We start from the raw sequence: 13876 nt of genomic DNA on the forward strand, positions 1-13876 counted from the left end.
ATTCAAGCTCTTCACGAATGAAGATTAACCCAAGATTGCGTGAATGTCGCTTTCCTTCATAATCAAATATTCTTTACCTTCGTATTTAAGCTCTGTTCCAGCGTATTTGGAGAAAATAACGCGGTATCCTTCTTTTACTTCCAAAGGAACACGAACGCCATCTTTTAAGCTTCCAGCGCCAACAGCGATAACTTTACCCTCTTGCGGTTTTTCTTTAGCAGAGTCCGGAAGTACAATCCCGAAAGCTGTTGTCTCTTCTTGTTCGATCGGTTCTACCAATACGCGTTCACCTAAAGGTCTGATCATGAAAAATAGCCTCCTTAAATAAGTAAGTTACATATCTTACGGTTGTTGCACTCTTCTATATTAGCACTCGACAGTCGTCAGTGCTAACAACCAATTTCATGATACTGAAATTAGAAGATGATTTCAAGTCCTTTTCAGGATTTTTAGCAGATCTTTTCAGTTATACATGAAGCCATCTTCCATTCTCTCCAATCCTGTAAAAATTATGCTCTATCCTAGATCTTCTCCCCTGCATCAACCTTCACATATCTCGATTCATATTCCTCCGTCTCTTCGAGCTGTTTCCGGTAAACCACAGATGACAGAAAGACACTGAATTCATAAAGCAGAATCAAAGGAATTGTAACCAAAATATCGGAAATAAAATCAGGTGGGGTCACAAATACAGCGATAAATACAAGTGCAAAGTAGGAGATCCGGCGCATTTTTCGCAAACGCAGTGGATTGAGAATTCGCAGTTTCGTCAGAAACATTACAACAACAGGCAGTTCAAATAACAATGATACAGGCAAGATTAGATTAAACATAAACGTAAAATATTGTGCCATCCCATACGTTTCGACAAGGCCAAGATTCTGATTAATACTGCTTGTAAAGGAAGTGGCCATCGGGAGCAATATTTTGTAGGAAAAAGCAATCCCTAATAAGAACAACAAAAGGACAAAAGGAATATAACGTACAGTCGCTTTCTGCTCACTTGGCGTCAGACCTGGACTCACAAATTTCCAAATCTGATAGGCAGTAAAAGGCAACGTAATCACGAGTGAAAAAATCAGAGCAATCTTCATATACATCCCTAGTCCATCCCATAGCGTAAGGGCATGCAGTTCAATACCCGGAAGAGGCCCATAGGTTATCAAATATTGATAGATCGGGTCACTAATAAATAGACCGCCAATCAGTCCGAGCAGAAGAACGACCAGTACAGCGACAAGACGTCTTCGCAGTTCACCCAAATGATTAACCAGCGTCATGCCTTCTTCTTGTTCAGACAAACGTAACACTCCTCTCTCTGCTCATCAGCTAGAAGAAAAAAAACAAAACCCTTCTTACAAAGAAGGGATCAATATTTGCTTAAAATAAGCGCTTAGCAAGGCACGCTGACTTAAAGCGCGCAAGCATAAGGTATATACAATTACTCTGGCAGGCGCTTATCCTCTGTTTTCTGAACCGTTGCTGCTTCAGCTTGCTTTACTTCACTTGCTGAAGATCCCTTACGGGATGATGATTCATCTGACATGATCTCCTGCGCACCATTCTTAAATTCACGGAACGTTCTGCCGACAGCTCGTCCCAGTTCAGGAAGCTTATTAGGTCCGAATAACAACAAGGCAACAATGACAAGCAGAATAAAGCCCGTTCCTCCGATATTTGGCATGTATACCCCTCCTTCTTGTTGTACTATACATATGGATTACCATCCATAATCATCCATCTACATGAAATCATACCACAAATGTAATCACATACATAGCCGTATTTACAAGAAAAAGGAAGGAATACTCGGCCGGCTTTACTGTCTAAATTGTCCTGTAACCATCAAAAGTGCCTCAGGGAGCTGGTCCATAATCGCTGCGAGATTCTCGTGCACACCCTTAGGAGTTCCCGGTAAATTCACAATTAGAGTTCTTCCACGAATACCGCAGATTCCTCTAAAGAGCATCGCTCCCCGGTTCTTCTGCAGCACCGTCATCCGCATGGCCTCTGCCATACCCGGCACTTCACGGTCAATGACTCTGCGCGTAGCTTCTGGCGTTACATCTCGAATCGCAAGTTCAGTCCCGCCTGTGGTAAGAACAAGATCCGCATGAAAATAATCCGTCATTTCGATCAACGCAGCAATGATCTCGTCTGGTTCATCAGGTACAATGCGGTATTCAATAATCTCACCGCCCAGTTCTTCTTCGACAAGTTCACGGATGACCTGCGCACTCGTGTCTTCCCGCTCTCCTCTCGCTCCCTTATCACTTGCTGTAAGGATCGCTGTTTTCCACAACATAAGATCACCCATCCCTCTATTTGAATTTATAATCTCCACTTTTACCGCCTGTTTTGGAACTCAGCAGTGTTGGACCAATGATCATATCTTTCTGCATCGCCTTACACATATCGTAAATGGTAAGTGCAGTTGCTGACGCAGCTGTTAGAGCTTCCATCTCCACTCCTGTTTTTCCTTCTGTCTTAACGGACACTTCTATATACAGTTCGCGTTCTCCGTTATCTGCAAAAGTAATGTTAACACCGGTAAGCGGCAGCGGGTGACACATCGGAATCCAATCGGAAGTACGCTTGGCAGCCTGAATTCCGGCTACTTGTGCAACGGCCAGTACATCCCCTTTTCCCACTGTACCTGCCTTTATCGCGTGGAGCGTTGCTTCATTCATTGTAATCTTTGAATGTGCGACCGCGGTACGAACCGTAATCTCTTTACCCGAAATATCCACCATTCTCGCACGTCCCTGCTCATTGAAATGAGTCAGCTGTTGTCTTTCAATCTGTCCGCTTTGTGACTTCGCATCCATGTTCCATCACGTTCCTTTTTTATTTAAGTATGTAAAACGCCCTCCTCTGTAAAAAGAAGGTTCAGTCTAAAATCCTGCGGTTCCATAGGAATATCATTCGGTGGAAGCAGCTGTCCGGGAAGAACAAGCCCTGCATATAGAGGTAAAGTTACATTTTGGCCTTCGATCTGTTTTTTCTGAACTTCCATATACATCTTTTCGGCAAAGCGGTCGTAATACCCTCCACCATATCCAATTCTTCCTCCACAAATGTCATAAGCAAGTCCTGGAACAATGACAAGATCAATCTCAGGCCATCTCTCTACAGGATAGACTAGGGTATGATCGCCCGGCTCCGGAATGTTCCATCTTCCCGGCTCCACATCCGTCATCCGCTTAATCTCCCTAAGTTCCATAAGGTCCGAATCCTCTTTCACCTTCGGTACGAGTACCGTGTCTCCCTTTTCCAGTGCCTTCTTCAAAAGCATAAAAGTATCGGCTTCACTACGAAAAGTCATATATAGAAAAAGAGTTAGATTCTTCTGCTCAAGCTTGCTGCGCAAAAGGTCCATCTCCTGAGTGGCATACTTACATATCTGCCTTGATGCTTCTGTTCGCTGTTCAGGCGGCAGTACTTCACGCACCGCAAGCATTCTTCTTCGAAGTTGCTTTTTTAATTGGAGCTTGTCCGGATGTACTTCCATCCACTTTCCCTCCGTCTTATTTGCCCTGTGAAAAGTGGTTATTCACAACCCTTTTATTCGCATTCATCCCCACTTGCTGACGTCCACTAATGTGAAACACATTTCGGCTTTTTCTAACCTTAAGTTTATCACCTATTTCATGAAAAGACTATAAGCGAGACAAAGTTCAACCCTTTTTATCAAGGGGGGACGGGTAACTTCGGCTATAACTTGTTCTAAGCGGTGCAAAGCCTCTCTTTTTCATGTAAACTAGGACTAGTTTATTGCTTTCTAGACAGGAGGAAACATCATGCTTTTTCAAGCATCTGGAATTATAAAACGATATGGCATAGACAGCATTCTTGAAGGTGTCAGCCTGCAGATATTAGAACGTGAACGAATTGGACTTGTAGGGGTCAATGGCGCAGGGAAATCTACTCTTCTAAAAATTTTGGCTGGTGAGATGTCCTATGACGGCGGTCAAATTTTCAAAGCCAAAGAAACAACCATCGGGTACCTCGCCCAAAACAGCGGACTAGAATCGGATGGAACCATCTGGGAAGAAATGCTGAAAGTTTTTGCTCACCTTACGGAAGCGGAAGCAGAACTAAGACTGATGGAACAGCGAATTGCTGATCCAAAAGAAATGAATGATGAGAAAAAATATGCCGATCTGCTGGAGCGTTACGCTGTACGTCAAGACTGGTTCAAAGATCATGGCGGATATGAGATCGAAACACGGATTCGAAGTGTCCTTCACGGGATGGGATTCGGTGAATTTTCTGTAGATACGAAGATTTCTACGCTCAGCGGCGGACAAAAGACAAGACTTGCTCTTGCCCGAATTCTCCTTCAAGCTCCCGATGTGCTTATGCTGGATGAGCCGACGAACCATCTAGATATTGAAACACTGACTTGGCTGGAGGATTATCTTCGTGCATACTCAGGCGCCATCTTAGTTGTCTCTCATGACCGTTATTTCCTTGACCGGCTTGTTACTGGAATTGTAGAAATTGAGCGGCATCGTTCCCGCAAGTATACGGGGAATTACAGTCGTTATATGGAGATCAAAGCAGCAGAGTACGAAGCTCAGATGAAACAATATGAGAAGCAGCAGGATGAAATCTCCAAGATGGAAGAGTTTATTCAGCGGAACATTGTGCGTGCTTCCACTACCAAACGTGCCCAAAGCCGGCGTAAAGCACTGGATAAAATGGAAGTGATGGACCGGCCGCAAGGGGATCTGAAACGGGCCCATTTTTCTTTTGATATTGCTTATATGTCTGGAAAAGAAGTGCTGCATGTGCGGGACTTATCTGTCGCTTTTGATAAAGAAAGCCAGCCGCTTTTCGAACATGCCGACATGGATCTGCGCAGAGGAGAAACCGTTGCTCTCATTGGACCGAATGGAATCGGGAAATCCACACTGCTGAAATGCCTCACAGGACAGATGAACCCTCGCTCAGGACAGATCGATTGGGGTACCAAGATTAAACTTGGATACTATGATCAGGAACAGACAAATCTCAATGATAAAAATACGGTACTCGAAGAATTGTGGAGTGAATATCCACATATGGAAGAAGCACGTATTCGTACGGTACTCGGTAACTTCCTCTTCAGTGGAGATGATGTGCAGAAGCGAATCAGTGCGCTGAGCGGCGGGGAAAAAGCCCGTGTATCTTTAGCGAAGCTTATGCTGCAAGAATCCAATGTACTCATACTCGATGAGCCGACGAACCATTTGGACTTATTCAGCAAAGAAGTACTTGAATCCGCATTGATCGATTACGAAGGAACCCTGCTCTTCATTTCACATGACCGCTATTTCCTGAATAAAATGGCGGAACGCATTGTCGAACTGCACCCTAGCGGAACTAAGCATTTCCTAGGAAATTATGATGACTATGTGATGAAGAAACAGGAACTCGAAGAAATCGAGCAGGAACGCCAAGAACTGAAGGCGGCAACAACGAAACAGTCCTCGGCGTCTTCTACCACTGAGAAATCTGGAGCTGATCTCTTCCAAGCAGAGAAGCAGGCAAAGCGGGAAGAGCGGAACAGACAACGCAGGCTGGAAAGTCTTGAAGAACAAATTGCAGATATTGAGAGTAAGATTGAAGAAGAGCAAACGGAAATGGCGAAGCCTGAAATCTACCAAGATTACATGAAACTACAAGAAATTCAGCAGTCCATCGAAACTTGGAAGAACAAGCTCAGCGAAGTCTATGCAGAGTGGGAAGAGCTCGCGGAATAGAAAAAATAAATCTTTAAATTGACATATTTACAGCATGAAAAAGTAATTAACAATTATATCCACAGAAAAAGTGGATAACAATTCCAATTTAACAGCCCTTTGGGCTGTTTTTTTGGCTTTATAAAGCCATTTTCACAGAAAACCCAATATTATCCACCGTTTTATCCACATTATCCACAATTTACCTTACATATGCATGTTAAGGTTTTTTGTTATTTTCATTTATTTGCGAAAACGTAATATTACTCACTTTTTTGGATTTATCCCCATTTCCTTCCGGATATGTGGATAACTTTGTTAACAACTTGACAGATTTGCCTTTTTATAGTTAATGACGTTAATCTCAATTATTGGTCTCCGCACAAAAGAAAAGTCGATCATCTATAGAAGATGTCGACTTTTGATCTTTATGATCTTTATCTTATTTTTTGTGTTTTTATCTTACTATCTGATGGTCCTATACTCTTATTAATCTCATACTCATCGTGTTTCATTTCTTACTCTACAGACCAATTCTCCAGTGATAATCCTGGTTCTGCTTGCATCTTCAGATCCGAAAACATGCCGCGTTCCCATTTCAGGTAAGCTGCTGCTCCAATCATCGCCGCATTGTCAGTACAGTATTCCATTGGCGGAATGAGAAGTTTGATGTTTTCTTTGGCACAGCGTTCCTCGAGTGCCTTACGCAGACCTTTATTGGCAGCAACCCCACCGCTAAGCAGAAGCTGCTTGGAACCATAGGCGCGAACTGCACGAACAGCTTTCTCAACAAGCACTTCAACGACTGATTCCTGAAAACCACGCGCCACACTGCTGCGATCAAGAGTCTCGCCTTTCATCGATGCTTGATTAACAATATTCAGCACAGCGGACTTCAGACCACTGAAGCTGAAATCATAAGAATCCGGTTCAAGCCATACCCGAGGAAGCGGTGTTACCGTCTTCGCTTCATGAGCCATCCGGTCCACATGCGGCCCGCCTGGATAAGGACAACCGAGTGCCCTCGCCACTTTGTCATAAGCTTCACCTACTGCATCATCCCGCGTACGTCCAATCACTTCAAACTTTCCTTCCGAAGGGATATGAGTAAGCTCTGTGTGTCCGCCGGATACAACCAGTGCCATCGCCGGATATTCAATCTCTTCCACGAGACGATTTGCGTAGATATGCCCTGCAATATGATGGGTTCCGATCAGCGGCTTATCAAGAGCCATCGCGAGCGTCTTGGCAGCAACGATACCTACAAGCAGTGCACCTACAAGACCTGGTCCCTGCGTAACCGCAATCGCGGATAGATCCTTAGGCTCGATACCCGATGCTTCAATAGCCTGCTCCATAATGAGTGTAATGACCTCAACGTGCTTACGGGAAGCAACTTCCGGTACAACCCCGCCAAAAGCTTTATGGGTTTCTATCTGACTTGCAATCAGGTTCACCAATACTTCGCGTCCATTTTTAATTACAGAAACGGACGTTTCATCACAGCTTGTCTCTACTGCGAGTATATAACTTGTATTTTGTAAGGACGATTGTGTCATGAATCTCTTAGACTTCCTTCCTCTGTTTCTTCCGTCCCCAGGTGCACGCTTGCGGGTAAATCAGCCCACATAATCATTGCATCTTCATTATTATCTGAATAATATCCTTTGCGGAGTCCGGAAGGTCTGAATCCTTTTTTCTCATATAAACCTTGTGCTACCGTATTCGAGACTCTGACTTCGAGTGTCATTCGGGTCATTCCGAGATAGGCTGCTGTCTTCATCAGTTCCGTAAGCAGCTTCTCTCCGAGCTTCCTGCCACGGTAAGCTTCCAGTACGGCAATATTCGTAATATGGGCTTCATCAATGATTGTCCACATCCCTGCATATCCAATCGGTTTACCGTCTAGTTCCATAATCATATATTTCGCAAAATGGTTATGTGTAAGTTCATTCACGAACGCACTTTCCGTCCATGGTAATGTAAAACAATCCTGTTCAATGATAAGGACATCCGGTATATCTTGCATCGTCATCATCCGGAAAACGAGCTGTCCTTTCTCTTCGTTACCATTCATAGAGTTCTACGACTCCCTTCATTTACGCAGAAGATTTGCTTCCGCTTCGGCAAGCTGCGTGTAATTCGGCAGTAAGCTATGAATATCTTCCTGCTCCCCTTGAAGCAATTTTGCTGCTCCGAGCTTGCCAACATAACGCCCTTCCATCTCATAAGATCGAAGATGAATCGTAACTTCAGGCTGCATCGTCTGAAGTTTCTCAAGCGTCTGCCTATGCGGCTCTACATCTCCTACAAAGAGTATTCCATCCGGTGCATCCGAAGAAGGCAGTTCACTTAGCAGCGTTCCAATCGCATCTACCCAGCTATCAACCAGTCTGATCGCATCAGGCTCCATTCGGTGCAGTTCAGAACTTACTCCTTCTCCTTCAAATAACGCAGTATAAGCTTGACCTCTACGCGCATCCATCAGCGGTATAACCCAGTATCGGCTGTCAGACTCCTCTATTGATTCTTGAGGATTTTCCACCAAGCTGGTATCGTTCACATAATCATGAAGTCCGCCTAAAGCAAGTGCAGCAAGACTAGATACCGCAGCTACAGGTACACCCCAAGCCCAAGCTAATGTTTTGGCCGCAGTGACCGCGATGCGAACCCCTGTATAAGAACCCGGTCCAATGCCGACAGCGATGCCCGCTACCTCTTCTTTTATTATTTGATTATTCTCCATCAGATCCTTCAAAGCCTGCACTACATGCACGGCATGATTACGATCTGCTCTTGTATTACTTTCAGCTACTAGTGACTCTTCTGACATGACCGCTGCGGCAAGCACAGCTGTCGATGTATCAAGCGCCAAAAACCGCTGACGCGGCTGATGTTCGTTCATCCCTTATCGACTCCACTTCTGCTTAATTCCTGACACCATGCAGCATAAGGTGCTCCGTACCCATCTAAACGAATCACTCGTTCTTCGACTCCCGTTACTTCCATCTGAATATGCAGATGAGCTTCGGGCAACAGTTCAGGGATAATGCTCGACCATTCTACCAGACTTACACCCTCACCGTAGAAATATTCATCAAGACCGAGTCCTTCAGCTTCATCTAGAGAAATACGGTACACATCCATATGATATAGTGCAAGTCTTCCCATATATTCTTTAATCAGTGTAAACGTAGGGCTGTTCACAACCCCTTCTACACCGAGATGTCTTGCAAAACTTTGAGAAAATGCCGTCTTTCCCGCACCCAAATCTCCATCAAGTGCAATGACGGCTCCAGGAGTCGCTAAATTCGCAAGGACAGCTGCCAATTTGTCTGTATCTTGTACACCTTTAGAGTGAAACACCCATTCCTGATGTTCTTGTACCAATGTGCCAACCTTCTTTCGGTCCATTATCCTTACGTAAGGATAACAAAATACTTCATCTCATTATATAGTTCCACACTTTCACTCGCAAGGCGAAAACAAGTCAAAGAACCCGGAGGAACTTACCTCTCCCCCGAGTTCTCCAAATCTTCTGCTGTTCATAGCACTCTTAAATAATGATACCTGTTAGCCTTCTACAAGTCGCTCTACATTTACGGTATGCGTATCCAGCGGATTATTTCCGATTTGCACCGTTGCCATTTTATTATCTAGATCCACATGCTCGATCCATACCGGTTTTTCACCGTCTAATTTTACAGCATAATTTTCTTTGGCATCAAAGATCGCTTTTGCGCGAGTGGCTTCCATCCCTATTCCTCCCCTTTCTTTTCATTCACTTGAAATTCACTTTCATCAAAAAGAGCATCACTCGTACTGTCCTGGGTATATCCGTTATCCCGTGTAACTTCGCCGCCGCCAAGTCCTTCATTAACCATTCGATCAACGTCAAATGCGGTATTCTCGAATGATTCCTCGACTTCATCTTCTGGGGCAGTAACAGCTTCCCAGTTGACTAAATCGACAGCAATCATGTCCGGTCCTCCAAAATTAGAAGAAAGATTCCAATCCTTTTTTCCATCTCTTCCTTCAAGTGAATCCGAATTATCCCATGTCATCTTTTAGCTTCCCCCTTTAGTAATGATTTATGTACTATGCCCGCTATGAAAGGAGATCATGCGTTAGAAATCAGGATTAATCCGGCCTTTTTTGACCATAATAGCAGTAAAACAGGATTGATAAAGATTCAAGAAGAAGGAGGAGAAATCATGCATACCGTCTGGAAGGGAGCCATCAGCTTCGGACTTGTTCATGTCCCCGTTAAAATGTTCTCGGCTACCGAAGATAAAGATATTTCGATGCGTTACATTCATAATGTGTGCGGAAGTCCGCTTGCCTATATCCGTAAGTGTCCTTCGTGTGATATTGAAGTGAAATGGGAGGAAATTACGAAAGGGTATGAATACGAGAAAGGGAAGTTCGTCCTTTTTGAAAAAGAGGAATTAGAGCAATTATCGGATCAGTCTAATAAGAATATTGCCATTCTTGATTTTGTAAATTTAACCGACATTGACCCTATTTATTTTCAAAAAACATATTACCTATCCCCTGATCAAGCAGGTGCTAATGCCTATCAGCTCTTGATGTCCGCAATGAGGGATACGGGCAAGATTGGTATTGCCAAAATCTCAATTCGCTCGAAAAGCAGTCTCGCTGCCATCCGTGTATTAGATGAATGTCTGGCGATCGAAACGATCTTTTATCCCGACGAAATCCGCTCCGTCTCTCAGGTTCCGAATCTTCCGGAAAACATCCAAGTGAATGATAAAGAACTCACGATGGCTAAAATGCTGATCGATCAGTTGTCTACTCCATTTGAGCCTAAAAAATATACAGATGACTACCGCTTGCGCCTGCTTGATGCGATTCAGCATAAAGTGGCGGGAGAAGAATTCAAAGTAGCTCCTGCTAAGCCAGAGACGAACGTTGTTGATCTCATGGCTGCCCTTCAGGCAAGCATTGAAGCTACGCAGCCGATACCAACCGACCCAGGGAAACCGCCTGCTAAGAAACGGACGCGCAAAACGGCAGCTGCAGCTAAATCAGAAGAAACGACTCCAGTCGTTACGCCAAAACCAAAGAAACGCAAAACTGCCAAAACGAAAGAATCGGGAGCATAACGAAAGAATGAAAAGCACAACAAACAAAACAGGAGTATAACAAACGTAAAATCTATCTATATAAATTCTTCTTGTTGACGTAAAGCGATTATCACTTTATACTTACTTACACAAAGTAACTAAGTATATTTATTTCAGTTATATAAAGTGAGCTTTACTTAAATAAGGGGGATTTATCATATGACTTATTCTATACATCCAAATACCGTGCTCGGCGAAGTAAAACTTCGTGTAAGTGACTTGGAACGGTCCATTCTGTTTTATGAAAAAGTAGTTGGTCTAACCTTGTTCTCCCGCAGCGGAAAACATACAGCAAGCTTTACAGCAAAAGGCGGTTCTACACCGCTTCTTATTCTGGAAGAGATTCCGAATGCGAAAAGGCTTGCACCACGAAGCCATGCGGGACTATATCATTTTGCCATTCTTCTGCCCGATCGTACTTCTCTAGGCATTGCACTACGACATCTTGCCGAATCCGGAATTGAGATTGGGCAAGGCGATCATACGGTGAGCGAAGCATTATACATCAATGACCCGGATGGACATGGTATTGAGATTTATGCCGATCGTCCAAGAAGCACATGGAAGAAAGATGAGCATCAAAACTACATTATGGGAACCGACCCTGTCGATGTAGAAGGCCTGCTGCAGCTTGCGGGAAATATACCATTTACAGGTCTGCCTGCTGGGACCATCATTGGACATGTGCATTTTCATATCTCTGATCTAGAAGAAGCACGCCATTTTTACAATCATCTGCTTGGTTTTGATATTGTGGTAGACGCTTCCCGCTATATGCAAGCCCTTTTTGCATCCGCAGGCGGATACCATCACCACATCGGTCTTAATGTATGGGCAGGCAAAGGTGCACCGAAAGTTCCATCAGATGCTGTTGGAATTGATTATTTTACCATTATCTTTGAGAATCAGATCGTGTATGAAGAAGCTCTCACAAGACTTGAGCAGAACGGAGTCTCTGTCAGCCGCCAAGCGGAAGAAGCTAGAGTCATGGATCCCTTCGGTATCCAGATCCGCATCACTCACGCCTGATCTCTCTTACACATAAGGAGAAGCGATATATGAAGCTTACACCCGTCATTCCTTTTGAACCGGTTCGAACCGAACGTTTTCCTTCAGGACATCCCTGGATTGCTCAGGTAAAATGGGACGGTGTTCGAATGCTCACTTATTATGATGGTGAGGAAGTACGCCTCGTGAACCGCAAGAGAAACGATCGGACAATACAATACCCGGAACTTGGTCAGGCGGATGTATATTCATCCGCTTCTTCTTTTATTTTGGATGGAGAACTCATCGCGTTTGCGGGCGGTAAGCCTTCTTTTCATGAAATCATGCGGCGGGACAGCCTGCGAAGTGAACGAAGTATACGGCAAGGATTACGAAGTGTACCCGTTACCTATATGGTGTTTGATCTTCTCTATCTGAATGGAGAATGGATTACTCATCTTCCGCTTTCTGAACGCCAGGAACGGCTAAACCAGATCATTAAACCTCAGCCCCTTGTACAGCTTGTGCAGAACTTCCCGGATGGAAATGCTCTCTTTGAAGCGACCAAAGCGCAGCAACTAGAAGGGGTTGTTATTAAGGATCTGACGAGTACCTATGCACTGGGCGTTAAAGATAATCGCTGGCAGAAGCGCAAGAAGAACGGTGACCTCTATGCGGTGATTGGCGGCGTTACGCTCCGTGATAACATCGTAAACTCTCTGCTTGTCGGATTATACCGTGAGGATGGAGAGCTTTCCTACATTGGTCATGCGGGAACCGGAAGATTCACAGCTCAGGATTGGCGGGATCTTACCGATCGCATTCAGCCCCTTCTCACCCGAGAAATGCCTTTTGATCATTTGCCTGGTCGATATCAAGGGGCTCTGTGGATTCGCCCGGAGATCGTTGTTCGCATCACCTTTCTCGAATGGACACCTGGGGGGACGATGCGTCATCCAACTATCGAAAGCTTTGCTCCTCATATCCAGCCAAAGGACTGTACTTTATCACAGAAGGAGGAAGATTCGTAATGGCTAGAACGGTAAAAGGAAGTATTCAGATTCAAGGACAGACCCTGACCATTACGAATCCCGACAAACCGCTGTGGCCGGAGGCGGGTGTAACAAAGGCGATTTATTTACAGAAACTAGCCGAACTTTCGCCTTACCTTCTGACTTACTGCCGGGATCGCCTATTAACTACGATTCGTTATCCGCATGGGGTACATGGTGAATTCTTTTATCAGAAGAACGCTCCCGAGCCGCTGCCGCCCTTTGTTCAGACTGCGGTTCATGAGAAGATCAATTACGTTGTGCTAAGCGGCCTGCCCGAACTACTATGGCTTGGCAATCTGGCTGCACTGGAATTTCACCCCTCTCTTCATGCGGTAGGTAGCACTCTGCCCTGTGAATGGATGATTGACCTTGACCCTACACTTCAAGAAGAACCAAGAATCATGGAAGCCGCGCATATTGTAGGCCAGGTCCTCTCTTCACTCGGGGTTCAATCGGTTCCCAAAACATCCGGTGCAACCGGTGTACAAATCATTGTGCCGATCAGGAAAGGGATTACGTTTGAACAGCTTCGAAGGCTCGGTCATTTTGTTGGCAGGTATGTATGTGAGAAACATCCAAAGCTGTTCACCCTAGAGCGACTCAAAAAAGATCGCGGCGACAAAATTTATTTTGACTATTTACAGCATTATGGAGGAAAGACGCTTGCTGCCCCTTATACGCCGCGAGCTAGAGAACATGCAACGGTCTCTACCCCTCTCTTATGGGAAGAAGTAGCACGTGATGTATCGCCTAAAGATTTCACGTTACTCAATATTGGAGCACGCCTCGCCGAAAAAGGGGATTTGATTGCAGCCCTCCCGGCTCAGCCGCTAGATCCTCTCCTCGCTCATTTGGCAAGGACATGAGATCCTATGTAATATATTTGATTTGTTAAAACAAACAGCCCGGCGTCCTATAAACTTAGGAACAGCCGGGCTGTGATGTATGGAGTCCATCTCAT

General features: G+C 44.7%; 17 protein-coding genes. 5 read left to right on the plus strand and 12 right to left on the minus strand.

Annotation, left to right across the window (positions count from 1 at the left end):
• Positions 1 to 24 precede the first annotated feature (24 nt).
• The 6 genes from groES to GQY27_RS04440 form a co-directional block, all read right to left on the minus strand.
• Entirely contained in the window at positions 25 to 306 is a 282-nt protein-coding gene (gene groES / locus GQY27_RS04415) for a co-chaperone GroES (RefSeq protein ID WP_160032305.1), read from the minus strand.
• Between the two features lie 215 nt (positions 307 to 521).
• Positions 522 to 1301, minus strand: a complete 780-nt coding sequence (tatC, locus tag GQY27_RS04420; RefSeq protein ID WP_160032306.1) for a twin-arginine translocase subunit TatC — start codon at positions 1299 to 1301, stop codon at positions 522 to 524.
• A 140-nt stretch (positions 1302 to 1441) separates the two neighbouring features.
• The gene (gene tatA / locus GQY27_RS04425) at positions 1442 to 1684 is read right to left on the minus strand and encodes a twin-arginine translocase TatA/TatE family subunit (protein ID WP_160032307.1); all 243 of its coding nucleotides are present in this window, start codon (positions 1682 to 1684) and stop codon (positions 1442 to 1444) included.
• Positions 1685 to 1819: 135 nt separating this feature from the next.
• The gene (locus GQY27_RS04430; protein ID WP_160032308.1) at positions 1820 to 2305 is read right to left on the minus strand and encodes a MogA/MoaB family molybdenum cofactor biosynthesis protein; all 486 of its coding nucleotides are present in this window, start codon (positions 2303 to 2305) and stop codon (positions 1820 to 1822) included.
• Between the two features lie 16 nt (positions 2306 to 2321).
• Entirely contained in the window at positions 2322 to 2828 is a 507-nt protein-coding gene (gene moaC, locus GQY27_RS04435) for a cyclic pyranopterin monophosphate synthase MoaC (protein ID WP_160032309.1), read from the minus strand.
• A gap of 23 nt (positions 2829 to 2851) precedes the next feature.
• Positions 2852 to 3511: a 5-formyltetrahydrofolate cyclo-ligase gene (locus tag GQY27_RS04440; RefSeq protein ID WP_160032310.1), complete on the minus strand. Its 660-nt coding sequence runs from the start codon at positions 3509 to 3511 to the stop codon at positions 2852 to 2854.
• A gap of 289 nt (positions 3512 to 3800) precedes the next feature.
• Here GQY27_RS04440 and GQY27_RS04445 point away from each other — a divergent pair, with 289 nt between their 5' ends.
• Positions 3801 to 5747 (plus strand): ABC-F family ATP-binding cassette domain-containing protein, encoded by a 1947-nt coding sequence (locus GQY27_RS04445; RefSeq protein WP_160032311.1) that lies wholly within the window; start codon positions 3801 to 3803, stop codon positions 5745 to 5747.
• Between the two features lie 497 nt (positions 5748 to 6244).
• On the opposite strand, the gene tsaD is transcribed toward GQY27_RS04445, so the two are convergent.
• The 6 genes from tsaD to GQY27_RS04475 all read right to left on the minus strand — a co-directional run bounded on the left by tsaD (position 6245) and on the right by GQY27_RS04475 (position 9790).
• Positions 6245 to 7285, minus strand: coding sequence for a tRNA (adenosine(37)-N6)-threonylcarbamoyltransferase complex transferase subunit TsaD (gene tsaD, locus GQY27_RS04450; protein WP_160032312.1), 1041 nt, complete (start codon positions 7283 to 7285; stop codon positions 6245 to 6247).
• The gene (gene rimI / locus GQY27_RS04455; RefSeq protein WP_160032313.1) at positions 7282 to 7803 is read right to left on the minus strand and encodes a ribosomal protein S18-alanine N-acetyltransferase; all 522 of its coding nucleotides are present in this window, start codon (positions 7801 to 7803) and stop codon (positions 7282 to 7284) included. Before rimI ends, tsaD begins: the two co-directional genes overlap by 4 nt.
• A gap of 18 nt (positions 7804 to 7821) precedes the next feature.
• On the minus strand, positions 7822 to 8631 hold the full coding sequence (tsaB, locus tag GQY27_RS04460; protein ID WP_160032314.1) for a tRNA (adenosine(37)-N6)-threonylcarbamoyltransferase complex dimerization subunit type 1 TsaB: 810 nt from the start codon (positions 8629 to 8631) through the stop codon (positions 7822 to 7824).
• The gene (gene tsaE / locus GQY27_RS04465) at positions 8628 to 9116 is read right to left on the minus strand and encodes a tRNA (adenosine(37)-N6)-threonylcarbamoyltransferase complex ATPase subunit type 1 TsaE (protein ID WP_236570481.1); all 489 of its coding nucleotides are present in this window, start codon (positions 9114 to 9116) and stop codon (positions 8628 to 8630) included. Before tsaE ends, tsaB begins: the two co-directional genes overlap by 4 nt.
• A 183-nt stretch (positions 9117 to 9299) precedes the next feature.
• Complete coding sequence (locus GQY27_RS04470) at positions 9300 to 9482, minus strand: H-type small acid-soluble spore protein (protein ID WP_160032316.1); 183 nt, start codon at positions 9480 to 9482, stop codon at positions 9300 to 9302.
• A 2-nt stretch (positions 9483 to 9484) separates the two neighbouring features.
• Positions 9485 to 9790 (minus strand): hypothetical protein, encoded by a 306-nt coding sequence (locus GQY27_RS04475; RefSeq protein WP_160032317.1) that lies wholly within the window; start codon positions 9788 to 9790, stop codon positions 9485 to 9487.
• Positions 9791 to 9940: 150 nt separating this feature from the next.
• Between GQY27_RS04475 and ku the strand changes: the two genes are divergently transcribed.
• From ku to ligD, 4 genes are all read left to right on the plus strand, one after another.
• A complete protein-coding gene (gene ku, locus GQY27_RS04480; RefSeq protein ID WP_160032318.1) occupies positions 9941 to 10852 on the plus strand; it encodes a non-homologous end joining protein Ku in 912 nt (303 codons plus the stop codon).
• Positions 10853 to 11032: 180 nt separating this feature from the next.
• On the plus strand, positions 11033 to 11902 hold the full coding sequence (locus tag GQY27_RS04485; RefSeq protein ID WP_160032319.1) for a VOC family protein: 870 nt from the start codon (positions 11033 to 11035) through the stop codon (positions 11900 to 11902).
• Positions 11903 to 11931: 29 nt separating this feature from the next.
• Positions 11932 to 12891: an ATP-dependent DNA ligase gene (locus tag GQY27_RS04490; RefSeq protein ID WP_160032320.1), complete on the plus strand. Its 960-nt coding sequence runs from the start codon at positions 11932 to 11934 to the stop codon at positions 12889 to 12891.
• A complete protein-coding gene (gene ligD, locus GQY27_RS04495; protein ID WP_160032321.1) occupies positions 12891 to 13781 on the plus strand; it encodes a non-homologous end-joining DNA ligase in 891 nt (296 codons plus the stop codon). The genes GQY27_RS04490 and ligD overlap by 1 nt, the downstream gene beginning before the upstream one ends.
• The last annotated feature ends 95 nt before the right edge of the window (positions 13782 to 13876 follow it).

Source organism: Paenibacillus sp. An7 (assembly GCF_009870785.1).
Lineage (GTDB): Bacteria > Bacillota > Bacilli > Paenibacillales > Paenibacillaceae > Paenibacillus.